The 22491-nt window shown below is 66.8% G+C and carries 23 protein-coding genes; 7 read left to right on the top strand and 16 right to left on the bottom strand.

Translation table 11 applies throughout. The features are described from left to right. Window positions 1-94: 94 nt before the first annotated feature. Window positions 95-2224, bottom strand: a complete 2130-nt coding sequence (locus QX041_RS24220) for a helix-turn-helix transcriptional regulator (protein WP_316166755.1) — start codon at window positions 2222-2224, stop codon at window positions 95-97. A 319-nt stretch (window positions 2225-2543) separates the two neighbouring features. Beyond that, window positions 2544-3398 carry a LysR family transcriptional regulator gene (locus QX041_RS24215; protein WP_316166754.1) on the bottom strand — a complete coding sequence of 285 codons (855 nt, stop codon included), beginning with the start codon at window positions 3396-3398 and terminating at the stop codon, window positions 2544-2546. A 132-nt stretch (window positions 3399-3530) separates the two neighbouring features. Between QX041_RS24215 and QX041_RS24210 the strand changes: the two genes are divergently transcribed. Together QX041_RS24210 and QX041_RS24205 are read left to right on the top strand one after the other, a co-directional pair. Continuing rightward, complete coding sequence (locus QX041_RS24210) at window positions 3531-4517, top strand: zinc-dependent alcohol dehydrogenase family protein (protein WP_316166753.1); 987 nt, start codon at window positions 3531-3533, stop codon at window positions 4515-4517. Window positions 4518-4571: 54 nt separating this feature from the next. Then, complete coding sequence (locus tag QX041_RS24205; RefSeq protein ID WP_316166752.1) at window positions 4572-5396, top strand: SDR family NAD(P)-dependent oxidoreductase; 825 nt, start codon at window positions 4572-4574, stop codon at window positions 5394-5396. 99 nt (window positions 5397-5495) lie between these two features. On the opposite strand, the gene argC is transcribed toward QX041_RS24205, so the two are convergent. The 5 genes from argC to argH all read right to left on the bottom strand — a co-directional run bounded on the left by argC (window position 5496) and on the right by argH (window position 10229). After that, entirely contained in the window at window positions 5496-6470 is a 975-nt protein-coding gene (argC, locus tag QX041_RS24200) for an N-acetyl-gamma-glutamyl-phosphate reductase (protein WP_316166750.1), read from the bottom strand. Window positions 6471-6540: 70 nt separating this feature from the next. Further along, complete coding sequence (locus QX041_RS24195; protein ID WP_316166749.1) at window positions 6541-6828, bottom strand: hypothetical protein; 288 nt, start codon at window positions 6826-6828, stop codon at window positions 6541-6543. 91 nt (window positions 6829-6919) lie between these two features. Then, a complete protein-coding gene (gene lysA, locus QX041_RS24190) occupies window positions 6920-8185 on the bottom strand; it encodes a diaminopimelate decarboxylase (protein ID WP_316166747.1) in 1266 nt (421 codons plus the stop codon). A 275-nt stretch (window positions 8186-8460) separates the two neighbouring features. Next, entirely contained in the window at window positions 8461-8754 is a 294-nt protein-coding gene (lptM, locus tag QX041_RS24185; protein ID WP_315718142.1) for an LPS translocon maturation chaperone LptM, read from the bottom strand. 83 nt (window positions 8755-8837) lie between these two features. Further along, the gene (gene argH, locus QX041_RS24180) at window positions 8838-10229 is read right to left on the bottom strand and encodes an argininosuccinate lyase (protein WP_316166746.1); all 1392 of its coding nucleotides are present in this window, start codon (window positions 10227-10229) and stop codon (window positions 8838-8840) included. Between the two features lie 98 nt (window positions 10230-10327). On the opposite strand from argH, the gene tlpA reads away from it, so the two are divergent. After that, a complete protein-coding gene (gene tlpA, locus QX041_RS24175; RefSeq protein WP_316166744.1) occupies window positions 10328-11017 on the top strand; it encodes a thiol:disulfide interchange protein TlpA in 690 nt (229 codons plus the stop codon). A 10-nt stretch (window positions 11018-11027) separates the two neighbouring features. Here tlpA and QX041_RS24170 read toward each other — a convergent pair whose 3' ends face one another. From QX041_RS24170 to QX041_RS24145, 6 genes are all read right to left on the bottom strand, one after another. Then, window positions 11028-11225, bottom strand: a complete 198-nt coding sequence (locus QX041_RS24170) for a putative motility protein (protein ID WP_315718145.1) — start codon at window positions 11223-11225, stop codon at window positions 11028-11030. A gap of 77 nt (window positions 11226-11302) precedes the next feature. Beyond that, window positions 11303-12181 carry a 3-hydroxybutyryl-CoA dehydrogenase gene (locus QX041_RS24165; RefSeq protein ID WP_315718147.1) on the bottom strand — a complete coding sequence of 293 codons (879 nt, stop codon included), beginning with the start codon at window positions 12179-12181 and terminating at the stop codon, window positions 11303-11305. A gap of 99 nt (window positions 12182-12280) precedes the next feature. Then, a complete protein-coding gene (locus QX041_RS24160) occupies window positions 12281-13225 on the bottom strand; it encodes an electron transfer flavoprotein subunit alpha/FixB family protein (RefSeq protein ID WP_315718148.1) in 945 nt (314 codons plus the stop codon). After that, window positions 13225-13974 carry an electron transfer flavoprotein subunit beta/FixA family protein gene (locus QX041_RS24155; RefSeq protein ID WP_315718150.1) on the bottom strand — a complete coding sequence of 250 codons (750 nt, stop codon included), beginning with the start codon at window positions 13972-13974 and terminating at the stop codon, window positions 13225-13227. Before QX041_RS24155 ends, QX041_RS24160 begins: the two co-directional genes overlap by 1 nt. Window positions 13975-14107: 133 nt before the next feature. Beyond that, entirely contained in the window at window positions 14108-14680 is a 573-nt protein-coding gene (locus QX041_RS24150) for a cob(I)yrinic acid a,c-diamide adenosyltransferase (RefSeq protein ID WP_315736202.1), read from the bottom strand. Between the two features lie 45 nt (window positions 14681-14725). Beyond that, on the bottom strand, window positions 14726-14920 hold the full coding sequence (locus tag QX041_RS24145; RefSeq protein ID WP_315718162.1) for a twin transmembrane helix small protein: 195 nt from the start codon (window positions 14918-14920) through the stop codon (window positions 14726-14728). Between the two features lie 130 nt (window positions 14921-15050). Here QX041_RS24145 and QX041_RS24140 point away from each other — a divergent pair, with 130 nt between their 5' ends. Continuing rightward, entirely contained in the window at window positions 15051-15944 is an 894-nt protein-coding gene (locus tag QX041_RS24140; RefSeq protein WP_315718152.1) for a YihY/virulence factor BrkB family protein, read from the top strand. Here QX041_RS24140 and QX041_RS24135 read toward each other — a convergent pair. The 3 genes from QX041_RS24135 to QX041_RS24125 all read right to left on the bottom strand — a co-directional run bounded on the left by QX041_RS24135 (window position 15871) and on the right by QX041_RS24125 (window position 19319). Then, a complete protein-coding gene (locus tag QX041_RS24135) occupies window positions 15871-17025 on the bottom strand; it encodes an ATP-binding protein (protein WP_409999241.1) in 1155 nt (384 codons plus the stop codon). The genes QX041_RS24140 and QX041_RS24135 overlap by 74 nt on opposite strands. Before the next feature lie 558 nt (window positions 17026-17583). Then, entirely contained in the window at window positions 17584-18453 is an 870-nt protein-coding gene (gene gluQRS, locus QX041_RS24130) for a tRNA glutamyl-Q(34) synthetase GluQRS (protein ID WP_315826746.1), read from the bottom strand. Beyond that, window positions 18453-19319 (bottom strand): nucleotidyltransferase domain-containing protein, encoded by an 867-nt coding sequence (locus QX041_RS24125; RefSeq protein WP_315753873.1) that lies wholly within the window; start codon window positions 19317-19319, stop codon window positions 18453-18455. Before QX041_RS24125 ends, gluQRS begins: the two co-directional genes overlap by 1 nt. Before the next feature lie 93 nt (window positions 19320-19412). Between QX041_RS24125 and QX041_RS24120 the strand changes: the two genes are divergently transcribed. From QX041_RS24120 to QX041_RS24110, 3 genes are all read left to right on the top strand, one after another. After that, window positions 19413-20066, top strand: a complete 654-nt coding sequence (locus QX041_RS24120; RefSeq protein WP_315826617.1) for a DNA-3-methyladenine glycosylase 2 family protein — start codon at window positions 19413-19415, stop codon at window positions 20064-20066. Window positions 20067-20175: 109 nt separating this feature from the next. Beyond that, the gene (locus QX041_RS24115) at window positions 20176-21267 is read left to right on the top strand and encodes a DUF2855 family protein (protein ID WP_315826616.1); all 1092 of its coding nucleotides are present in this window, start codon (window positions 20176-20178) and stop codon (window positions 21265-21267) included. A gap of 75 nt (window positions 21268-21342) precedes the next feature. Further along, window positions 21343-22314, top strand: a complete 972-nt coding sequence (locus QX041_RS24110) for a peptidyl-alpha-hydroxyglycine alpha-amidating lyase family protein (RefSeq protein WP_315826615.1) — start codon at window positions 21343-21345, stop codon at window positions 22312-22314. Window positions 22315-22491 lie beyond the last annotated feature (177 nt).

Genomic DNA, 22491 nt, shown 5'->3' with positions numbered 1-22491 from the left:
TCATGACCGAGCTCCCCCCAAAGCCGCCAAGCAAGATTGGCGCCCCGTACTTTCGAATTTGCAGCCTCGATTTGCGACAGATCGAGCCACCGGTTCAGCCCTCCGGCAGCAAGGCCCGGACCTCGGTCACGGCCTCACCCCATTTCTGCGCTACTAAATCCATCACGCGCGCCTCAGCCTCGCCGTGACGTTTTTCATCGAACCAGTGCTGATTTTGTTGATTGACGCGGTCCTTGTAACCGCGCCCCTCGATGGCGCTGCAGGTACGCCAGAATTCGAGATCCTCGCGCAAGTCGTCGGCGTAGATGCTCTCACCCACCAGCTGTGCGTTGCGAATCATCTCGTCGAATCCGGATTCCAGCGCGCGGACAGCTTGCTTGGCAAGATCATGAGCTTCCACCAGCTCTTCGTCGCTGATTATGTTGCCAGCGAGCGTTTTAAAGGCCTCGATCTTAGCCTCCACGATCTGCGTCGCAATGCGGCGCGCACCATGACTAAGCTGGTGGGCATAATCCAAATTCGGCCAACCGCCGCGGCGGCTGATGGTCGCGTAGATTGTCTTCCAGTGCGCAGCGCGCGTCGTAGACATAAGGCTATCGTGCACTCGCCGGGATGATGACCGCGGCAAGTCGGTGTTGTCCCTCAGCCAGATTGAAAGGCGCCGGCCCGCAGCGCGCATCGTCTCAGCAGCCTGTTCCTTCTCATAGTTGGCAAGGAGGTCCTTTGCGCCGGCCACGATTTCACGCAGCGTTGCCCGGTGGCTTTCGCGAATGGCTTCGATTCTGGCCGCAATAAAAGCCCGGAGATTCTCGGGTTCATCTGTGGCCGAGTTGAAGAATGCGATCGGCAAATGGTCGAGGCCTAGCGCGTGAAGCTTGAGCCTCACCTCGTCGCCTTTGAGGTCATAGCCTTCCTGATCGGACTGCGCGAGTTCGCCTTCGAATTTCACCGCAAGCGCTTCGCCTGCCCTTGGCAATGCCAGGATGGCCGCCTGCGTGCCTAGGGTGCGGACACCGGCTTCCTTCGCGCGGGTCAAGAGTTGCCGTACCTCCGTCGAGGGAGCCTGCGCGAAAAGGGTGCAGAGCATTACAAGCGTGTGCGGATCGTCGAAATGCTGCTCGAGGTCGGCCCGCGCTGCTAGATCGTCGATACCGCGGGAGTCGATGAGCGTGATCTCGGCCGTTTGATCCCCAAGGATATCGACCGGCACCACGACCTCGATTCGCTTCGGGACAGTAAACTCGGGATGGCGGCCGTTGTTGATCTTCTCAAAGTTTTCCTGAAGCCATACGAGCGGCGGCTTGCCGGTAGCCGCGTCGTGCCAGAGATCGCGGCGGTCACGCCGGTGAAGCTCCATCCGGGCAAGAATTTCGACAGAAAGAGCCTTGGCATCTGGATGGCTCACGGCGAGGTCGCGCGCATCATCGCTCGCCGGAATGATGCTACCATCCGGCTTGCGCTCCGAGCGGCGGCGCCGCAGACCGGTCATGCTGCGAAGCGCTCGGTCGATCTCCCGCGAGATGCCCGGCGAGCCAGTTCCCGCCTCGTCATCCTCGTTGTCAGAAACCTTCGCAGGGTTCAACAGCGAATTGGCAAGGTCCATGACGTGATGTCGGATCTCATCTTCGCTGCATGGCTCAATGATCAAGCCATAGCCCGGTCCCTTTCGGACATGAACGTCGCAGATGGTGATGCCGCCAGCCCCAGTCTCCAGCACCGCATTGGGCATGCCTTTTGCGCTCGGCAATTCCAGACCCTCAATGCGGCAAATACTGGTCGACTTTCCAACCCCGATGGTCCCCATGAAGGCAACGCGGTAGCGCTTGTCGAGGACATGCTGCGCCGCCGAGCGCAGTTCTTCCTCGTAACGCACGAGGCGGCGCTCAAAGAGCTGCTTCACGTCCGGCTGCTCTGCAAGGGCGTGGATTTCCTGCGCCACTTGCTCGGCCTCATAGAGGAAATCAGCATCAGCATCGCTGAGCGACGGCTCCGGCAATCTTTTCCAGCGCCTAGCCAAAATCTCCTTGAGGCGGGCGGCCTCGGGCGTCCCGATCCCGCGCAGCAGAATGTCGAGCTCGTCGTCTGTGAGCGAGCGCTCGCCGCTCTCGACGCGCGATAGCACGGCCGCGCTCCATTCGAGCTTCTTGGCAAGCTCATTCTGTTTGAGCCGCGCCTGTTCGCGTAGAGCGGCTAGGTGGCTTCCGATTGCAGCATCACGACTCATGGCGATCTCTCCGGCCCGACAATGAATTGTTGCCACAATCATCCACTCAAAGCAAGGAAATCTTTCAGCAACGTTTCAGATCGCCATATATCAGCCAAGACATTGACCATAAACGTAATTTTTACTGCGGGCGTTGCAGGAAAGTCTCGGCTAGGTTGAGGTAGTCTGACCGCCAACCGCCGACCTGCAGACTTTCCGCTCACAACCGCGGCCCCCGCCATCCATTGGATTACGGTGACACTGCACAAAACTCGAGGCACGCGGAGGACTATATCCGGAGCGCCGACGAGATCGAGAGCGCCGCAGTGTCAAACGTATCTCACGCGGACGCCAGTTGCGAGATGACGAGGTCGAGCAGCGCCCGCAGCCGGGCGAGCCGGCGCAGATCGCGGTGATAGCCGACATAGGTGTCCCGCCCCGGCGGCTGCTCGCCGATGTCGACGGGCCGCAGGCCCGGCGTCGCGTCGCCGAGCGGCCGGGGCAGCACGGCGAGGCCCGCGCCTTGCGCCGATAGCATGGCCTGAACGTCGCGGTTGTTGCTGCGCATCGCGACCTCGGCCTTCGGCAGTCGCTTCGCCAGCCAGCGCGCATCGGGCATGTCGGCGAAGGCCGTGTCCATGGTGACGACCCTGATCCCCCGGCCATCGCCCTCGACGGCCTGCGGGCCGTCGTGCGGGCCGTACACGGCATAGGGGATGTGCAGGAGCCGGCGCGAGATCACCTCCGGCTCGTCGAACGCGCGGATGCGAAACACGAGATCGGCCTCGCGGCGGGGAAGACTGTAGAGCCGCGCGTCGGTCAAGAGCTCGACACAGACGCGCGGGTGCAGCCGGCCGAATTCGGCCAGAACCGGCGTCAGCATCAGGCGGCCGAACCAATCCGACGACGAGATCCTGAGAAAACCGTCGAGCTGCGCCTGCGCGCCCGCCAGGCGCCGCTCGAACGCGAGCGCCTCCTCCTCCATCCGCTCGGCGTGGGCCAACACCGCCGTGCCCTCGTGAGTCAGCACGAAGCCTTCGGCCGTGCGCTGAAACAGCGTCTGGCTCACGGCCGCTTCGAGCGCCGCCAGGCGGCGTCCCATGGTCGGCTGAGACAGGCCGAGCCGGCGCGCGGCCGCGCCGAGCGTGCCCTCGCGCGCGATGGCGAGGAAGATCCGCAGGTCGCTCCACTCCATGCGAGGCCTTTCGACGACGGGGGCGACGGACACGAGACGCCCATTCAAAACTGAATGGATTACATACGAACTCGATGATGTCCATTCATGGCACGACGGCCGATGATGCCTCCATCACAACAGGAGGTCGCCATGACCATCTCGATGAAGGCTGCCATTCTCCACGAAACCGGCGCGCCGCTCCGCGTCACCGCGATCAGCCGCCCCGCGCCGGGACGCGGCGAGGTCCTTGTCCGCATCGCCGCGGCCGGCACCAACCCGCTCGATACCAAGATCCATGCCGGCCAGGCCGCGCATGCCAGGCAACCGGCTCCGGCCATCCTCGGCCTGGACATGGCCGGCACGGTCGAGGCCACAGGCGAAGGCGTCACCCGGTTTCGTCCGGGCGACGAGGTCTACGGCATGGTCGGCGGAGTCGGCGGCCACCCGGGAACGCTGGCCGAATATGTCAGCGCCGACGCGGATCTGCTCGCGGCCAAGCCGGCGAACCTCAGCATGCGCGAGGCGGCCGTCCTGCCGCTGGTGACGATCACGGCCTGGGAAGGTCTGGTCGATCGCGTCGGCATCCGGCCGGGACAGACGCTGCTCGTCCTGGGCGGCGCCGGCGGTGTCGGTCACATCGTCGTCCAGCTCGGCCTCGCCTTCGGCGCAACGGTTTTCGCAACGGGACGTCCAGAGAGTCGGCCGGTGATCGAGCGCCTGGGCGCTGTCTTCATCGACCGCAACGAACCGATCGCCGACGCCGTCGAGCGCATCACGGCGGGCCGCGGCTTCGACGTCGTCTACGACACGGTCGGCGCGCTCGACACCGCCTTCGCCGCGGTCGCGCGGTTCGGCCATGTCACCTCGTCGCTGGGCTGGGGCACCCATCCGCTGGCGCCGCTGTCGTTCAAGGGCGGCACCTATTCCGGCGTCTTCACGCTGCTGCCGCTGCTCGACGGCAAGGGACGGCGGCATCACGGCGAGATCCTCGCCCAGGCCGCACAGCTGGTGGAATCCGGCAAGCTCACGCCGCTGCTCGACCCACGCCGGTTCGCCCTCGAGGACGCCGGTGCGGCCTATGACGCGCTCAAGACGGGCGGCACCGGCAAGATCGCCATCGACATCGCGGCGGCATGAGCCGGCGCGACCCACGAGCCTCACACGCAACGGCAATATCCGAGGAATAGTCCGATGAGAGTCTGGTTCATCACAGGGGCCTCGCGCGGCTTCGGCGCGCTGGTCGCGCAGCGGGCGCTGGACAGAGGCGACGCCGTCGTGGCGACCGCCCGCAATCCGAAGGCGATCGTCGATCGCATCGGGGCGCATCCCGACCTCCTGGCCCTCGCGCTCGACGTGACCAGGGAGAGCGAGGCGGTCGCGGCGGCGCAGGCGGCGATCGACCGCTTCGGCAGGATCGACGTGCTCCTCAACAACGCCGGCTTCGGCCTGATGGGCGCGGTCGAGGAAACCAGCCAAGAGGAGATCGAGGCCGTCTTCCGCACCAACGTGTTCGGACTCCTGGCCGTCACCCGCGCCATTCTGCCCCACATGCGCAAGGCACGGTCCGGCCGCATCCTCAACATCTCGTCGATCGGCGGCTATCGCGGCTCGGCCGGCTTCGGCGTCTATGGCGCGACCAAGTTCGCCGTCGAGGCGTTGTCGGAGGCGATGCGCGCCGAGCTCAGGCCGCTCGGCATCCATGTGACGGCGATCGAGCCGGGCTACTTCCGGACCGACTTCATGGACGCCTCGTCGCTGAAGGTCAGCCGCATCGTGATCCCCGATTACAGCGCGACGGCAGGTCGGGTCCGCGCGAACGCCGGCACCGTCAACGGCGCCCAGCCCGGCGATCCCGACAAGCTCGCGCGGGTGCTCGTCGACTTCGCCGGCGAGCCCGATCCGCCGGTGCGGTTACCACTGGGGGCCGACACCGTCGCGGCGATCGAGGCGAAGCACGCCTCCGACGCCGCCATCATCGCCCGATGGCGCGAGGTCGCGCTCTCGACGGGCTTCTGAGTGGGGACCACGATGACGGTGCACCGGATCAAACGCTGAGGAGAGACGCCGTTTGATCACCCGTGCCGTCTCCCGCTGCTGTGACAATCGCGGCCGACCTCACGGCCAGACCGGCGCCCCCTCCAGCCCCGCGGTCTCCGGCAGCCCGCACATCAGATTCGCATTCTGCACCGCCTGCCCGGCTGCGCCCTTGCCGAGATTGTCGACGACGCCGAGCGCGATCACCAGGTTGCGCTCGGGGTCGGCGGCGTAGCTGACGAAGGCGAGGTTGGAGCCGGTGGCCCATTTGGTCTGCGGCGGCGTGTCGGTGACGCGGACGAAGGCGCTGTCGGCGTAGAAGCGGCGGGCGGCGTCGAGGCACTGCGCCGTCGTGGCGCGGCCGCGGGCGTAGATGGTGGTGAGGATGCCGCGGGTCATCGGCACCAGATGCGGCGTGAACACGAGGCCGGCGGCGCTGCCGCCGCTGATCCGCGCGATGGTGCTGATGATCTCGGGCATGTGGACGTGCTTGAGCAGGCCGTAGGGGATCAGGTTCTCGTTGCTCTCGGCGTAGCCGAAGCCTGTGCCGCCGCCGCGGCCGGCGCCGGAGATGCCGGTCTTGGCGTCGATCACGATGTTGTCGGGCGAAATCAGTTTGTCGGCGAGCAGCGGCGCCAGCGGGGTCAGCGCCGCCGCGGGGAAGCAGCCGGGATTGGCGATGCGGGTCTTGCCTGCGATCTCCCTGGGCCAGACGTCGGCGAGGCCGTAGGTCCAGCCGTCGGCGTAGCGGTGGTCGCCGCCGATGTCGACGATCTTCACGCTGCTTGGCACGCGCGCCAGCGCCTCCCGCGAGGCGCCGGTGGGGAGCGAGGCGAACAGCACGTCGAGCTGCGGCAGGCGCGCGGGGTCCCACTTCTCGATCACGAGATCGGCGAGCCTGGCCGGCACGCCGGGGAAGCGCTCCGCCAGCCGCTGGCCTGCGCTGCCCTCGCCCGCGGCGTAGACCAGCTCGAACGCCGGATGCCCCGCGACCAGGCGCATCGCCTCGCCGCCGCCAAAACCCGAGATCCCGACGATGCCGACGCGAATGCTCATGGGGGTGTCCTGATGGTGAAGTGAGGGGATAGTTGAGTGACTTCGGGCTGGCGGAGTGCGACGCTCGCTCCTATTGCGACACCCATCTCGGTCGTGTCGCGTTGAGAATCGGCCTCATCTCGTCATCGATCTGCTCCGCAGATGAATTCCCGTCCGGGAAAATCGAAAGCGCCCCGACCGTGCTAGCCTCGCGCACTGATAGAAAGAACGCTTCCCGCATATAAGCAATCGCGTACAGACGAAAGTTGGTATCGAGGGCATCCAGGTGGCGACTAACCATCAACACAAGCTGCGATGCGGGAGCACCGGCCTCGGCTGCCTTGCGCAGCTCTCGAACCAGGGCATGGTCAAGACTCATCCCGCTATTTCCCGGTTGCCGTGACGCCGCACGAAGAGCGCTGCGCGGAGGCGGTAGATCGACGAACCGCCAATCTACAAAGATTTGCCCCTCACAGCCACGGCGCCGGCGTATCCATCGCGATCAGCTGCTCCACCTCGATCCGCGGGCGGATCACCGCGGACTGGTCGCCCTTGACCAGCACCTCGGGAACCAGCGCGCGGGTGTTGTAGGTGCAGGCCTGGACGGCGCCGTAGGCGCCTGATGTCATGATGGCGAGGAGATCGCCCGGCTTGGGCTCGGGCAGCGTGCGGTCGAGCGCAAGGTAGTCGCCGCTCTCGCAGACCGGGCCGACGATGTCGGCTGTGAACGACGGCGCACCCGGCGCGGGCTGCGTCACCGGCAGGATGTCGTGATGGGCCTCGTAGAGCGTCGGGCGGATCAGGTCGTTCATCGCGGCGTCGATGATGACGAAGTTCTTGGCCTCGCCGTGCTTCACGTAGATCACCTTGGCGACGAGGATGCCGGCATTGCCGACGATCATGCGGCCGGGCTCGAACATCAGGGTGCAGCCGAGATTGTGCGAGACGCGCTTGACCATCGCGGCATAGGCGGCGGGCTCCGGCGGCACCGCACGGTCCATGTGATAGGGGATGCCGAGGCCGCCGCCGAAATCGACATGGGAGATGTCGTGGCCGTCGGCGCGCAGGGTCTGCACGAAGTCGGCGAGGATGCGGAACGCCGTCTCCATCGGGCCGAGATCGGTGATCTGGCTGCCGATATGGACGTCGACGCCGGTGACCTTGATGCCCTTCACCTTCGCCGCGCGGGCGTAGACGCGGCGGGCGTGCTCCAGCGGGATGCCGAACTTGTTCTCCGACTTGCCGGTCGAGATCTTGGCGTGGGTGCCGGCATCGACATCCGGGTTGACGCGCACGGAGATGCGGGCGGTGTGGCCGGTCTCGACCGCGAGGCGCGCCAGCAGATCGAGCTCGGGCTCGGATTCGATGTTGAGGCAGTGGATGTCGGCCGCGAGCGCGGCGCGCAGCTCGGCCTCGGTCTTGCCGACGCCGGAGAACACGATCTTGCGCGAGGGGATGCCGGCCGCCAGCGCGCGCTTCAATTCGCCGCCGGAGACGACGTCGGCGCCGGCGCCGAGCTTGGCGAGCGTCCGCAGCACCGACTGGTTGGAGTTGGCCTTCATCGCGTAGCAGATCAGCACGTCCTGGCCGGCAAAGGCGTCGGCGAACACGCGGTAATGCCGCTCCAGGGTCGCGGTGGAGTAGCAGTAGAACGGGGTGCCGACGCGGGCTGCGAGCTCGGCGAGATTGACGGCCTCGGCGTGCAGCACGCCGTCGCGGTAGTCGAAGTGGTTCATGGGTCAGGTCCGCGCGCGGGCTGCGAGATGAATGATTGTGGCGGCGAATTGCCGGGAAATGGGTCGGATTGTCAAACCCGCGCTGCCACCCTCCCCTGGAGGGGGAGGGTCGATCGCACGCGAAGCGGGCGAGCGGGGTGGGGTGAAGCCGCGAGGACGGTGCGCGTGGAGAGATCGCCCCACCCCGCCTCACGCTTCGCTGCGCTCACCGTGAGGCGACCCTCCCCCTCCAGGGGAGGGTGGCATCGAGCGCTGATCGAGAGGGAGTTCGAGCTCTATTTGCTGTCGAGCAGCGGGTCGAGGATGAAGGGTTTCTTCTGGCCGCGGGTGGCGGCGGGGGCGGCGTCGGCGCCGTAGCCGGAGTTGAACAGGCCGGGCTTGTTGGCGGCATCCGTCGCGGTGTCGGCGGGAGCGGCCGACATCTGCGGCGCCGGCGGGGAGTTGGCCGGCAGGTCCAACGGACCCTTGCGGCCGCAGGCGGCCAGCAGAAGGGCTGAAGCGCCCAGGACGAGCAGGACCCGGGCGGCGGAGGTTGGACGGCGAGCGCGATTCACGTGTGAAATCCCCATGCGGGCGGCACCATACAGAGAATGCACCGGCCTGACGAGTGCGGGAGTGCCACGCCGGGCCGATCAAATTTCGAACGGGAGCCCTACTTTCGCTGTTTTTCCAGCCGCTTCAGCCAGGCTTTGGCCTGCGCGGCCACGTTCTTCGGCGCGGTGCCGCCGTAGCTGGTGCGGCTCTTCACCGAGGACTCGACCGAGAGCACGCCGAGCACCTCGGCTGATATCTTCGGCTCGACCTCCTGCATCGCCTTCAGCGGCAGCTCGTGCAGGGCGACGCCCTGCTTGGCGGCCAAGGCCACGATCCGCCCCGTCACGTGGTGGGCCTCGCGGAACGGCATCTTGAGCGTGCGCACCAGCCAGTCGGCGAGGTCGGTCGCGGTGGCGTAGCCCTCGCCGGCTGCGGCCTTCATGCGGGCCTCGTCCGGCACGAGATCGAGCGCCATGCCGGTCATGGCACGGATGGCGAGCGACAGCGCCGCGAACGCCTCCATCGCGCCCTGCTTATCCTCCTGCATGTCCTTCTGGTAGGCGAGCGGCAGGCCCTTCATCACGATCAGCAGCCCGTTCAGCGCGCCGATGACGCGGCCGGTCTTGGCGCGCACCAGCTCGGCGGCGTCCGGGTTGCGCTTCTGCGGCATGATCGAGGAGCCGGTGGTGAACTTGTCCGACAGCTTGATCAGGCCGACCAAAGGCGAGGTCCAGATCACGATCTCCTCGGCGAAGCGCGACAGGTGCACGGCGCAGATCGAGGCGGCCGACAGGGTCTCCAGCACGAAATCGCGGTCGGACACGGCGTCCAGCGAATTGGCCATCGGGCGGTCGAAGCCGAGCGCCTCGGCGGTGGCGTGGCGGTCGATCGGGAACGAGGTGCCGGCGAGTGCGGCGGCGCCCAGCGGCGATTCATTGAGCCGCTTGCGGGCATCGATGAAGCGGCCGCGGTCGCGCCCGGCCATCTCGACATAGGCGAGCAGATGGTGGCCGAAGGTGACGGGCTGGGCGGTCTGCAGATGGGTGAAGCCGGGCATGACCGTGCCGGCGTATTCGAGCGCGCGGGTGGCGAGCGCGTGCTGGTAGGCGGCGAGCGCCGCGTCGATGTCGTCGATGGTGTCGCGGACGAACAGGCGGAAGTCGGTCGCGACCTGGTCGTTGCGCGAGCGCGCGGTGTGCAGGCGGCCGGCGGCGGGGCCGATCAGCTCGGAGAGCCGGCTCTCGACATTCATATGGATGTCTTCCAGGGCCCGCTTGAACTCGAACGAACCCTTGGTGATCTCTGACAAAATCGTGTCTAGACCCCTGGCCATATTTTTCGCATCAGCAGACGTGATGATGCCCTGGGCAGCGAGCATGGCGGCGTGCGCCTTGGAAGCGGCGATATCCTGCGCGTAAAGGTGGCGATCGACGTCGATCGAGACGTTGATGTCCTCCATGATCTCGTCGGGACGCTCCGAGAACCGTCCGCCCCACATCGTGTTGCTCATGCCTGAACCGCTTCCAAGACCTTGCTGACCGCCGCTGGATGGGACACACCGTCCGGTATCCCGAAATTCGCGCCTCTGATAGCCGCAACCGACCCGAGATGACAAACGATAAGCCTGACCCGTCCCCTGCCCGCCCCGCATCCTCGCGGCGGACGCTGCTCGCGGCCGGTGCCGTGGCGGTGGTCGCCGTGGCCGGCATCGCGGCGGTGACCCTTGGCGGATTGCTGAAGGGACGGCCGGCGGGCGACCAGGCCTGTCAGGCGGCGGTCGACACCGCCAAGCGGATCGCACCGCTGATCAAGGGCGAGGTGGCGGCGCTGACGGCGGCAACAGTGCCGCTGCGGCTGCCGGATCTCGCCTTCGAGGACGGCACGGGGGCAGCGAAGAAGCTGTCGGATTTCCGCGGCAAGACGGTGCTATTGAACCTGTGGGCGACCTGGTGCGTGCCCTGCCGCAAGGAGATGCCGGCGCTGGACGGGCTGCAGGCCAAGCTCGGCAGCGACGCCTTCCAGGTGGTCGCGGTCAACATCGACACCCGCGACCCGGAGAAGCCGAAGACGTTCCTCGCCGACGCCAAGCTGACGCAGCTCGCCTATTTCGCCGATCCGAAGGCCAAGGTGTTCCAGGATCTGAAGGCGGTCGGCCGCGCGCTGGGGATGCCGACCTCGGTGCTGGTCGACGGCAATGGCTGCGAGATCGCGACCATCGCGGGTCCCGCCGAGTGGGACAGCGCCGACGCGGTCAAGCTGATCCAGGCGGCGACATCGAAGGCCGCCGCGGGACTCTAATCGGGAGAACTCAGGCGGCGATGTTGAGGTTGCCGCCGACGCCGGGGCCGGCATTGGCGAGCGACAATGTCTGCTGCGCGCCGCCGAGCAGCGTCAGCACCGCATCCTTCTGGGCGTTCAGGTTCTGCTTCAGCACCGACGTGGCGACCTGCTGCTGTGTCGCACTCGCCTGCTGCGCCATGACCGCAGCCACCAAGCTCATGTCCATACGCGCTTACCTCGCTAGCGGCACGCTAACCGAGGAGCCTTAACGAAGCGTATCGGTCGAGCCCGGCGGCGGTAAAATCAGCGGGTCGGCACCGGCTTGGGGCCACGATAGTCGTAGAAGCCGCGCTGCGTCTTGCGACCGAGCCAGCCGGCCTCGACATATTTCACCAGCAGCGGGCACGGCCGGTATTTGGAATCCGCCAGCCCCTCGTGCAGCACCTGCATGATGGACAGACAGGTATCCAGACCGATGAAATCGGCCAGCTCGAGCGGCCCCATCGGGTGATGCGCGCCGAGCTTCATCGCCGCATCGATCGCCTCGACATTACCCACGCCCTCGTAGAGCGTGTAGATCGCCTCGTTGATCATCGGCAGCAGCACGCGGTTGACGATGAAGGCCGGGAAGTCCTCGGAAACGGCGACCTGCTTGCCGAGCCGGCCGACGAACTCCTTGGCCGCCTCGAAGGTGGCGTCGTCGGTGGCGATGCCGCGGATCAGCTCGACCAGCTCCATCAGCGGAACCGGGTTCATGAAATGAATGCCGATGAAGCGCTCGGGGCGATCGGTGCAGGCGGCGAGCCGGGTGATCGAGATCGACGAGGTGTTGGAGGCGATGATCGCCTCCGGCTTCAGCACCGCGCAGAGATCGTGGAAGATCTTGCGCTTGACGTCCTCCTTCTCGATCGCGGTCTCGATGACGAGATCGCAATCGGCGAGGCCATCGAGGGTTTCGCTGATCGAGATATGGCCGAGCGCCTGGTTGCGGGCGTCCTCGGAGATCACCTTCTTCGCGACTTGGCGGGTCAGATTGCCGTTGATGGTCGCCATGCCCGATTTCAACCGGTCGGCAGTGACGTCGTTGAGCACCACGTCGAGGCCGGCCAGCGCGGCAACGTGCGCGATGCCGTTGCCCATCTGTCCTGCGCCGATCACTCCGAGCTTGTTGATCTGAGCCATGTTGTCATCCACCCGAACGGCACGCCTGCTGCGCCCGCCCATGCCCTTGGAAGTGAGAACACCGGCCGCCGCGGTCCCACGCGGCCGGTGCCAGCAGCGTTATTTGCCGAGCTTGCCGAGCGCCTCGGTCAGCTCCGGAACCGCCTGGTAAAGATCGGCCACCAAACCGTAATCGGCCACCTGGAAGATCGGCGCGTCCTCGTCCTTGTTGATCGCGACGATCACCTTGGAGTCCTTCATGCCGGCCAGATGCTGAATGGCGCCTGAAATGCCGACCGCGACATACAGTTCCGGCGCGACCACCTTGCCGGTCTGGCCGACCTGCCAGTCGTTCGGCGCATAGCCGGCATCCACCGCGGCGCGCGAGGCGCCGACGCCGGCGCCGAGCTTGTCGGCGAGCGGCTCGATGTACTTGGCGAAGTTCTCGCGGCTCTGCATCGCGCGGCCGCCGGAGACGATGATCTTGGCCGAGGTCAGCTCGGGACGATCGCTCTTGGCGACCTCCTCGCCGACGAAGGTCGACAGCGCCGGATCGCCGGCGGCCGCCACGGTCTCGACCGACGCGCTGCCGCCCTCGCCTGCGGCGGCGAAGGTCGAGGTGCGCACGGTGATGACCTTCTTGGCGTCCTTCGACTTCACGGTCTGGATCGCGTTGCCGGCATAGATCGGACGCTCGAACGTGTCGGGCGCCACGACCTTGATGATTTCCGACACCTGCATCACGTCGAGCAGGGCGGCGATGCGCGGCATCACGTTCTTGAAGCGCGAGGTCGCGGGCGCGACGATCGCGTCGTAGTTCGCGGCGAGCTTGACGACGAGGTCGGCGAGCGGCTCGGCGAGATCATGCGCGTAGGCCGCATCATCGGCGAGCAGCACCTTCTTGACACCGGCGAGCTTGGCGGCGGCTTCGGCCGCAGCCTTGGCGCCCTGGCCCGCGACCAGCACGTCGACATCGGCGCCGAGGGCTGTCGCCGCCGTCAGCGCCTTGTTGGTGGCGTCCTTGATGGATGCATTGTCGTGTTCGGCAATCAGCAGCGTGGCCATCAGAGCACCCCCGCCTCGGTCTTGAGTTTGTTGACGAGCTCGGCGACGTCCTTGACCTTGACGCCGGCCTTGCGGCCCGCCGGCTCGGTGGTCTTGAGCACTTCGAGCCGCGGCGTGAGATCGACGCCGGTGTCGGCGGCGGTCTTTTCGGCGATCGGCTTCTTCTTCGCCTTCATGATGTTCGGCAGCGACGCGTAGCGCGGCTCGTTGAGGCGAAGGTCGGTGGTGACGATCGCCGGCCCCTTGAGCTTCACGGTCTGCAGGCCGCCGTCGACCTCGCGGGTGACCTTGAAATCGGAGCCCTCGACCTCGAGCTTGGAGGCGAAGGTCGCCTGCGCCCAGCCCAGCAGCGCGGCCAGCATCTGGCCGGTCTGGTTGGAATCGTCGTCGATCGCCTGCTTGCCGAGGATGATCAGACCCGGCTGCTCGTCCTGCGCCACGGCTTTGAGGATCTTCGCGACCGCCAGCGGTTCCACGTTGCCCTCGGCCTTGACCAGGATGCCGCGGTCGGCGCCCATCGCGAGCGCGGTGCGGATCGTCTCGGACGCCTGCGCGGGCCCGATCGAGACCACCACCACCTCGGTCGCCTTGCCGGCTTCCTTCAGCCGCAGCGCTTCCTCGACGGCGATCTCGTCGAACGGATTCATCGACATCTTGACGTTGGCGAGCTCAACGCCCGATCCGTCGCTCTTGACGCGGACCTTGACGTTGTAATCGACCACCCGCTTGACCGGCACCAGAACCTTCATCGATCCTCTTTCGCTCTAAATTGTCCGGGGTTGACCTTTCGGGCGCGGAACCTAAAGCCCCCGTACCCCCCGGTCAACGCGCGAGGGGGAAAAAACGCAGGCCCGCACGCCCCCGCGTTAACGGTTTTGCGGGTTAACGGTTTTGGCCCGGCACCCACAACACGTCGCCGGCGCCGTTCCGGTTTGCCGCCCGGCTGGCCACGAACAGGAAATCCGACAACCGGTTCATATAACGAATGGCGGCCTCGCTGACCGGCTCGTCAGGCTTGCCGGCGAGTTCCGTCATGATCCGTTCCGCCCTGCGGCAAATGGTACGCGCCACATGCAGATGCGCCGCCGCCGCAGTCCCTCCGGGCAGCACGAACGACGTCAGCGGCGAGAGCCGCTCGTTCAGCGTATCGATGTCGCGCTCCAGGCGGTCGACCTGGCTCGCGACGACGCGCAGCCGCTCCGCCTTGCCCTCGCGCTGCGGCACGGCGAGATCGGCGCCGAGGTCGAACAGATCGTTCTGGATCAGGCCGAGCATCGCATCGATCTCGGGCGCATCGGCCAGATGCAGCCGGACCACACCGATCGCAGCGTTGGTCTCGTCAACGGTTCCATAGGCGGAGACGCGCAGATCGTACTTGGGACGCCGCTCGCCATTGCCGAGCGCGGTCGTACCGTCGTCACCTGTCCGTGTGTAGATGCGATTCAGGACCACCATGCTGCGTTCTCAACGTCCGTTTCTCGACGCCTCGGCGTCTCGGTCTCAGCGCCCCATTGCCCAGATCGCCGCCATGGCAACGACGATCGCGACGAACTGCAGGATCACCCGCCAGCGCATCAGCTTCTGCGACAGGTTCGGCGAGCCGCCGCGCGTCATGTTGACGAGGCCGAGAAACAGCACCAGGGCGACCGCGCCAACGGCGATGGGAAGGATGAATTTACCAAGAAGTGAAGCCATCGGTGCTAGATAACACCGCAAACGCAAGAGCGCCATGGCGGATCCGCGCAGCCGGCGCTGCAACTTCTGGCTTTTGGACCCGTAATATCGGATTGTACAAATCACGTTCTTTCGCGGAGTGCAGGGACAGGTGAAGGCGCTTCGCTACATCTTCCACGTCGTCATGGACGCGTTCTACACCTTCCTCGCCGACGACGGCTGGGCGATCGCCAGCCATATCGCGCTGTCGACCCTGATGGCGCTGTTTCCCTTCCTGATCGTCCTGACCTCGCTCGCCGGCTTTCTCGGCTCCAAGGACCTGGCCGACCAGGCCGCCACCTTGATGCTCGAGACTTGGCCGGCGCAGGTGGCGGATGCGCTGACCGGCGAGATCCACGACGTGCTGACCACGACCCGGACCGATGCGCTGACCATCGGCGCCGTGCTCGCGGTCTACTTCGCCTCGAACGGCGTCGAGGCGCTGCGGGTCGCGCTCAACCGCGCCTACGGCGTGATCGAACAGCGCCGCTGGTACTGGCTGCGGCTGGAATCGATCGGCTATACCCTGGTCGCCGCGTTCACGGCGCTGGCGATGTCGTTCCTGATCGTGCTCGGCCCGCTGATGCTCGCCACCGCCCGGCGCTACCTGCCGCTGGCGGTCGAAGCCAACGAGCGCTTCGTCAACCTGACGCGCTACGGCATCACCATCAGCGCGCTGGTCGTCGCGCTGTTCATCCTGCACGCCTGGCTGCCGGCGGGGCGGCGCAGCTTCATGCAGATCCTGCCCGGCATCGTCTTCACCTTCATCGCCTCGCTGGTGTCAGGGATCGTGTTCGGCCAGTACCTGGCGCGCTTCGCCAACAACTACGTCACGATGTATGCAGGGCTCGCATCGGTGATCATCGCACTGGTGTTCCTGTATTTCATCGCCGCGATCTTCGTGTATGGCGGCGAATTGAACGCTTCGATCATCAAGTCGCGGCTGCCGCGCGGCGTGTCGCTCCAAGAAGCGCAGTCGCTAGAGCCCGCGGCGAAACGGGCTTGAGCAGGAACGCGTCCGCGCCGGCAGCCCGCGAGGCCGCCTCGTCCTCGCCGCGTCCGGACACGCCGATGATCGGGATAGTCCCGTGGGGCGCGTCCAGCTTGCGAATGCGAGCAATCGCCTCGACGCCGTTGATGCCGGGCAGCACCATGTCCATCAGCACCGCATCGTAATTGCCGGCCGCGATCCGCTCCGGCGCCGCCTCGCCGCGGCCGATGAACTCGGCCTGGTGGCCGAGTTCATTGAGGATGGTGTTGAGCACCACGCGGCCGAACGGATTGTCCTCCACCCCGAGGATCCGCAGGGGCCGCGTCGGCGCGAGGGCGACACCATCTTCCGATCCGCCGGCGGTGGCGTGCGGTGTAGCCGCAACGGTCAGCGTCACCGTCAGGGTGAAGGTCGTGCCGCCGCCTTCATGCGGCGCCACTGCGACATCGCCGCCCATGGCGCGCGCCAGTTGCCGGACCGAGGACAGTCCGAGTCCGGCCCCGCCGAAGCGCGAGGCAATCGAAACATTGGCTTGGCTGAACGGCCGGAACAGCCGCTTGATCTCCTTCAGGGTCAGGCCGATGCCCGAATCCGAGACGTGGAAGGCGATCGCGGCGCTGCCCCTGCCCGCGCCTCGGCCTGCGCCCCTGCTCGGCTTGCCGCGACCGCCGCGGCGTGCCGGAACGACCTCCAGCGCCACGCCCCCCTGCTCGGTGAACTTCACCGCATTGTCGATCAGGTTCTCGAGCGCAGCGCGCAGCCGCACGGGGTCGCCGATCACGAGTCCCGGCAAGTCGTCGGAAACGTGGACCTTGACATCCAGCCCCTTGGCGGCGGCGCGGCCCGACAGCGAGTCTCCGGCGGCCCGCGCCAGCACGCGCAGATCGAACAGATCCTCACGCGGCAGCGCGCCGGTGGTCTCGTCCTTGGCGGCATCGACGAACAGGGTGGCGAGGCTCGACAGATGCTCCGCGCCGGCCTTGATCGTATCGACCCAGCGCCGCTCGCGCTCGCCAAGCTCGGAGGTGGCGAGCAGGTCGCTGATGGCGAGAATGCCAGTCAGCGGCGTGCGCACTTCATGGGCGAACACCGCCAGCGCGGCTTCGACGACTCCTGGTGATCCAGCGGCAGCCTTGGGCGCGGACTTCGCGGTCTCGGGCTTCCTCACTCCGGACTTGGCCGCGCTTCGCCGGCTCCCCGCCATCGCCGTGACCTGAGGAACGTGCTTCTTGAGCGGTCGCGCCTTGGTGCGCTCCTTGGCCGGCGCCGCCTTCGCGGCCCTGGTCTTCTGCGTTTGTGTCTTCGGCGCTTGTGCTGCGGACGACGGCATCCTCGGGGATGTCGTCCTGGAGGGCGCCTTTTCCGCGGGCGCTCTGGACGCGCCGGCGGACCTGGGCGCAGCCGGCTTGGCCGGTCGGGCCCGACGCCCCGTACTCATCTTCCGAACGCGCTTCATCATGGCCCCTGTGACATGAACTCCGAAAAACGAAGGGGCACTTGTACTGTCATGTCTCGTCGTGCCGCTTTCGATTGAAGCTCCCGATTACCCGCGCCATTGAGCAGCATGGCACGGTCGTTTCCGGGTGTCACGATGCCCCGGAGGTTGTCCCCGCCGGAAACGTGGGGAGACATCAGGGCTTGCGGCAGGACGCGGCTAGACCATGCCGATCCTGTGTCGGATTTCCGCCGGCGAGACGCCTTCCGCACGCAAGGCGCGCAATCCCGTCGCCCGGGAGGACTTGGACAGCTTGTGGCCCTGCGCGTCGCGAATCAGTTGGTGATGCCGATAGGCCGGAGCCGGCAGGCCGAGCAGGACCTGCAGCAGCCGGTGCACGCTGGTGGCATGAAACAGGTCCTGCCCACGCACCACCTCGGTCACCCCCTGCAGGGCATCGTCGAGCACGACGGAGAGGTGATAACTGGTCGGCGTCTCCTTGCGCGCCAGAACCACATCCCCCCAGGCCTCCGGCCTTGCTTCGACCCTGCCACTCTCGCCCGAAGGCCCGGCGCCATGCTCGTCCCAGGCGGGCCGGCCGGCGCGCGCGACCGCGGCGGCCATGTCGAGCCGCAAGGCATAGGGCGCGCCGCTGGCCATCAGTGCCGCACGGCGCGCCTCGGAGAGCGAGGTCGCCGTCCCCGGATAGAGCGGCGCGCCATCCGGATCGCGCGGCCAAGCCCCCTCTGCATCCCGTTGCGCGACCATCCGCGCGACCTCGGCCCGGCTCTCGAAGCTCGGATAGACCAGCCCCATGCCCCGCAGCCGGTCCAGCGCAGCGCGGTACTCGGCAAGGTGCTCCGATTGCCGCCGCACCGGCTGCTCCCAGGCGATGCCGAGCCAGGCGAGGTCCTCATAGATCGCCTGCTCGAACTCGGGGCGGCAGCGGGTCGGATCGATGTCCTCGATCCGCAGCAGCAAGCGGCCGCCGCTCCGCTGTGCGCATTGGAAGTTCAACAGCGCCGAAAAAGCGTGGCCGAGATGCAGATAGCCGTTGGGGCTGGGGGCGAATCGGAAAACGGGTGGCATCATGATGAGTTCGACGCCACAGAGCCCTGCGCCTCTCCTGCCTGCGTTTCGCGTTCCAGACGCTCGACCACGGTCCGATAAAAGTGCTCTGCCTGCTGCATCATCTCGGCCGTACTGCTGCGGCATTCGCTGAAGGCCGACCGGGCCAGCTCGAACTCGGCATCGACGAACGCGGCCACCACGGGCGGCAGCGGTGCGATGCCGAGCTCGCGGGTCGAGGCTTTCCGCTGCATCAGCTCGGCCACCTCCGCCTGCAAGGCCGCGGGTGGATCGCACTCCGCCATCAAGGTCGGGAAATGCATCGGCGCCACCGCTTCCCTTGGGTGCAGGCGCAGCCAGCGCAGCGTCGCGGCTGGCCGCAGCGCGTAGAAGATCTTCTTCTGCGCAACCTCCGTGCCGTCGCCGAAATACGCGCGGCGCTGCCGTTCACCGAGATGCAGATAGTGCCGCGCCACGGCATCGCGGCTCGCCACGCTCCTGGCGAAGGCGAGAAAGTCATCACGAAACCAAGCGGAGCCACGATACACCACCGGCGACCGCAGCCATTCGATGATGACCGCATTGCCCTTCAGCAGCAGCTGTACCGCCTTGGCCAGATCCCAGCCGTTGGCGTCGTAATCATCTTCGAGCGGAAACTCGATGACGTCGCGCACCGGCCATGGCTTGATATGATCGGCGGCGCGCCGCACATAGACGAACCGGCAATCATAGTCGCTGTCGGGCGAGGCAAAGCCCCAGGCGCGGCTGCCGCTCTCGATGGCGAGCGGCAGAAACACGCCGTGCTCGGCAACGACGCGATCCAGCAGGGAGTCGATCCCGGCGACCTTGTGGCGGGCCATGTCGGAGGGGATGCTACGCAAGCTCATGAGAGTTCCAGCCGTGACTGATGCTGCCTTAGCCCTGGGCCTTCCTGCCGTCCACCCGGCGCGACATGGCCCAGCCTTGCGTTCGGCGACGCCATGACCCTTCACCTCGACAGCCAAGCCGTTCTCGAGGACGCGATCCGCGACCTGGTGAAGCAGGACGCGCGGCTGGCGCCCGTCCTCGAAGCGACCGGCATGCCGGCGCTCCGGAGGCGTGAGCCGGGCTTCGCCGGGATCGCCCACATCGTCTGCGGCCAGCAGCTCTCGACCGCGAGCGCGGCCGCGATCTGGGGCCGGCTGCAGGCGGCATTCGATCCGTTCGATGCCGACGCCGTCCGCCGCGCCCGAGCCGACCGGCTGGGACGGCTCGGCCTCTCTGCCGCCAAGATCAAGACGCTGAAGCACATCGCGCACGAGCTCGGCGCCAGGCGGCTGAACCTCGACGTGCTCGCCAATGAGGACGCCGACGCCGCGCACGCCACCCTGACCGCCCTGCCCGGCATCGGGCCGTGGACCGCCGACGTCTACCTGCTGTTCTGCCTCGGCCATGGCGACGCCTGGCCGTCCGGCGACCTCGCCGTGCAGGAGGCGGTCAAGGTCGGGCTCGGGCTTGCGACGCGGCCTACGGCCAAGCAGATGATGCCGCTGGCCGAAGCGTGGCGCCCGCTGCGCGGCGCGGCGGCGCACCTGTGGTGGAGCTATTACCGCGTCGTCAAGAAGCGCGAGGGCGTGATCACGCCGGCGAACTAACAACTCCGGTGAACGGCGTTTCAAACAAAGTTGGGGTTGCAAAACGGTCATCGATGTCGGCCAGGATCGCGCCACGACGCACAGCAAACGAACGGCCGAGGTCTTCATCATGCAATCGTCCGATTTCATCGTCGCACGCGGCGATCTGCAGCAGTGCAAGACGATCGTCACCGAGCTTCCCGATGGCGACGCGCTTCCTGCCGAGGCGCTGCTGGTGAAGGTCGACCGCTTCGCCTTCACCGCCAACAACATCACCTACGCGCTGCTCGGCGAGCAGTTGAAATATTGGCAACTGTTTCCCGCGCCCGACGGCTTCGGCATCATTCCCGTGTGGGGCTTCGGCGACGTGATCGCGTCCCGCCATCCTGCCGTCGCGCAAGGCGAGCGCCTGTTCGGCTACTTCCCGATGGCGACGCATCTCGTCATCGAGGCCGCCGACGTCGGCAAGCGCGGCCTGCGCGACGCGGCCGCGCACCGCCAGGGCGTCGCGCCGGTCTACAACGCCTATGCGCGGGTGGGCGACGATCCCGCCTTTGCCGGACGGCAAGGCGATGATCAGGCGCTGCTGCGCCCGCTGTTCATGCTGTCGTTCCTGGTCGACGACTTTCTCGCCGAACAGGCTCATTTCGGCGCCACAACCGTCATCCTGTCCTCGGCCTCGAGCAAGACCGCGTTCGGTCTCGCCCACCTCCTGCATACGCGGCGCAAGGGCATCCGCGTGATCGGGCTGACCTCGCCATCGAATGCGGCCTTCGTCCGCTCGCTCGGCTGCTACGACGCGGTCGTGACCTACGACGCGGTCGACGGGCTCGACGCGAGGTCGCGCGCGGCGTTCGTCGACATGGCCGGCAACGCCAGCCTCCGCGCCGCGCTGCATCGGCACTACGGCGACAACCTCGTCTATTCCGGCCGCGTCGGGCTGACGCATCAGGACGGCAGCGATGATGCAGAGATGCTTCCCGGTGCCCCGCCCACCTGGTTCTTCGCGCCCGACCAGATCAGGAAGCGTGCCAGGGAATGGGGACCCGGCGGCATCGAAAGCCGGCTCGGCGCGGCGTGGCGGGACTTCGCCCCGCGGCTCGACGGCTGGCTCACGATCACGGAAGGACGCGGACCGGAGGCCGTACAGCGCGTCTATCTCGACACCTTGCAAGGTCATATTCCGCCGCATGAGGGCCACATGCTGACGATGGCGACGTAAGCAGGTTTTCACCCGCGACCAAACCCGTGTAGCGTTGCCCGGACTGAGGTTGCGCAGAGGCAGGGAGGCGAGGCGATGTCCATTCTCGGAACGGGCAATTACAGCTATCGCGTCGTCAAGGACTGGGCCAAGCTGCCCGAGGGCTGGGCGCTCACCGACGTCGCCTCGGTTGCCGTTGACAGCAAGGATCGCGTCTACGCCTTCAATCGCGGCGCCCATCCGATGATCGTGTTCGACCGCGACGGCAATTTCATCAAGAGCTGGGGCGAGGGCCTGTTCAGCCGCGCCCACGGCTTGTCGATCGACAGCGAGGACAATCTCTACTGCACCGACGATGGCGACCACACCGTGCGCAAATGCACGGATGACGGCAAGGTGCTGCTGACCATCGGCCTGCCGGAGCGTCCGGCGCCGTTCATGAGCGGCGAGCCGTTCAACCGCTGCACCCACACCGCGCTGTCGCCCTCGGGCGAGATCTACGTTTCCGACGGCTACGGTAATGCGCGGGTCCACAAATACACACCCGACGGCCGGCTGATCCGCAGCTGGGGCGAGCCCGGCTCCGATCCCGGCCAGTTCAACATCGTTCACAACATCGCGACCGATGCCGACGGTTTTGTCTATGTCGCCGATCGCGAGAACCACCGCATCCAGATCTTCGACGGCGACGGCCGCTACGAGACGCAGTGGAACAATCTGCATCGGCCCTGCGCGCTGTGCGCCTGCGGCGCGGGGCGCAAGACCTTCATCATCGGCGAGCTCGGCCCCGGCATGCCGGTCAACCTCAACGTTCCCAATCTCGGACCGCGGCTGACCATCACCGACGCCACCGGCCGGCGCATCGCCCGGCTCGGCGGCGAGCACGGTCCGGGCCTGGAAACCGGCCGCTTCCTGGCCCCGCACGGCCTCGCCATCGACAGCCGCGGCGACATCTATGTCGGCGAGGTCGGCGTCACCAACTGGAGCACGAGCTTCCCGGACCGGCCGATGCCGGACGAGGTCAGGATCCACCGCTGCCTGCAGAAGCTGGAGCGGGTCCCGGGCTGACCTTGGTCGTCCTGCTGGTCGTCGTGCCGGAAGACATGCAACTGATTTGCAGTGCGGCGGATCGGGCGCTCTGCCACGGTTCTGACGCGCTTTGGACGGCAGCTCCAAAGGCGGGAGAAGCCATGTCAAGCCATTCTTGGGGCTTCACAATCCCGTCACGCTGCATGTAGTATGTCA

Origin of the sequence: Bradyrhizobium sp. SZCCHNRI2009, from assembly GCF_032485115.1 — a bacterium.
In the GTDB taxonomy this organism is placed as follows: Bacteria; Pseudomonadota; Alphaproteobacteria; order Rhizobiales; family Xanthobacteraceae; genus Bradyrhizobium.
The sequence above is the reverse complement of the archived record's forward strand: the minus strand, read 5'-3'. Positions and strand labels throughout refer to the sequence as shown.

What these genes read in the sequence shown, in the direction of transcription:
- QX041_RS24220 (WP_316166755.1), bottom strand. Translation starts at nt 2,224, where the DNA reads ATGAGTCGTGATGCTGCAATCGGAAGCCACCTAGCCGCTCTACGCGAA.
- QX041_RS24195 (WP_316166749.1), bottom strand. Translation starts at nt 6,828, where the DNA reads ATGAGTCTTGACCATGCCCTGGTTCGAGAGCTGCGCAAGGCAGCCGAG.
- QX041_RS24210 (WP_316166753.1), top strand. Translation starts at nt 3,531, where the DNA reads ATGACCATCTCGATGAAGGCTGCCATTCTCCACGAAACCGGCGCGCCG.
- QX041_RS24170 (WP_315718145.1), bottom strand. Translation starts at nt 11,225, where the DNA reads ATGGACATGAGCTTGGTGGCTGCGGTCATGGCGCAGCAGGCGAGTGCG.
- QX041_RS24155 (WP_315718150.1), bottom strand. Translation starts at nt 13,974, where the DNA reads ATGAAGGTTCTGGTGCCGGTCAAGCGGGTGGTCGATTACAACGTCAAG.
- QX041_RS24115 (WP_315826616.1), top strand. Translation starts at nt 20,176, where the DNA reads ATGCAATCGTCCGATTTCATCGTCGCACGCGGCGATCTGCAGCAGTGC.
- QX041_RS24120 (WP_315826617.1), top strand. Translation starts at nt 19,413, where the DNA reads ATGACCCTTCACCTCGACAGCCAAGCCGTTCTCGAGGACGCGATCCGC.
- QX041_RS24110 (WP_315826615.1), top strand. Translation starts at nt 21,343, where the DNA reads ATGTCCATTCTCGGAACGGGCAATTACAGCTATCGCGTCGTCAAGGAC.
- QX041_RS24205 (WP_316166752.1), top strand. Translation starts at nt 4,572, where the DNA reads ATGAGAGTCTGGTTCATCACAGGGGCCTCGCGCGGCTTCGGCGCGCTG.
- QX041_RS24145 (WP_315718162.1), bottom strand. Translation starts at nt 14,920, where the DNA reads ATGGCTTCACTTCTTGGTAAATTCATCCTTCCCATCGCCGTTGGCGCG.
- argH (WP_316166746.1), bottom strand. Translation starts at nt 10,229, where the DNA reads ATGAGCAACACGATGTGGGGCGGACGGTTCTCGGAGCGTCCCGACGAG.
- tlpA (WP_316166744.1), top strand. Translation starts at nt 10,328, where the DNA reads ATGACAAACGATAAGCCTGACCCGTCCCCTGCCCGCCCCGCATCCTCG.
- lysA (WP_316166747.1), bottom strand. Translation starts at nt 8,185, where the DNA reads ATGAACCACTTCGACTACCGCGACGGCGTGCTGCACGCCGAGGCCGTC.
- QX041_RS24125 (WP_315753873.1), bottom strand. Translation starts at nt 19,319, where the DNA reads ATGAGCTTGCGTAGCATCCCCTCCGACATGGCCCGCCACAAGGTCGCC.
- QX041_RS24150 (WP_315736202.1), bottom strand. Translation starts at nt 14,680, where the DNA reads ATGGTGGTCCTGAATCGCATCTACACACGGACAGGTGACGACGGTACG.
- QX041_RS24160 (WP_315718148.1), bottom strand. Translation starts at nt 13,225, where the DNA reads ATGGCCACGCTGCTGATTGCCGAACACGACAATGCATCCATCAAGGAC.
- QX041_RS24215 (WP_316166754.1), bottom strand. Translation starts at nt 3,398, where the DNA reads ATGGAGTGGAGCGACCTGCGGATCTTCCTCGCCATCGCGCGCGAGGGC.
- gluQRS (WP_315826746.1), bottom strand. Translation starts at nt 18,453, where the DNA reads ATGCCACCCGTTTTCCGATTCGCCCCCAGCCCCAACGGCTATCTGCAT.
- QX041_RS24165 (WP_315718147.1), bottom strand. Translation starts at nt 12,181, where the DNA reads ATGGCTCAGATCAACAAGCTCGGAGTGATCGGCGCAGGACAGATGGGC.
- lptM (WP_315718142.1), bottom strand. Translation starts at nt 8,754, where the DNA reads ATGGGGATTTCACACGTGAATCGCGCTCGCCGTCCAACCTCCGCCGCC.
- argC (WP_316166750.1), bottom strand. Translation starts at nt 6,470, where the DNA reads ATGAGCATTCGCGTCGGCATCGTCGGGATCTCGGGTTTTGGCGGCGGC.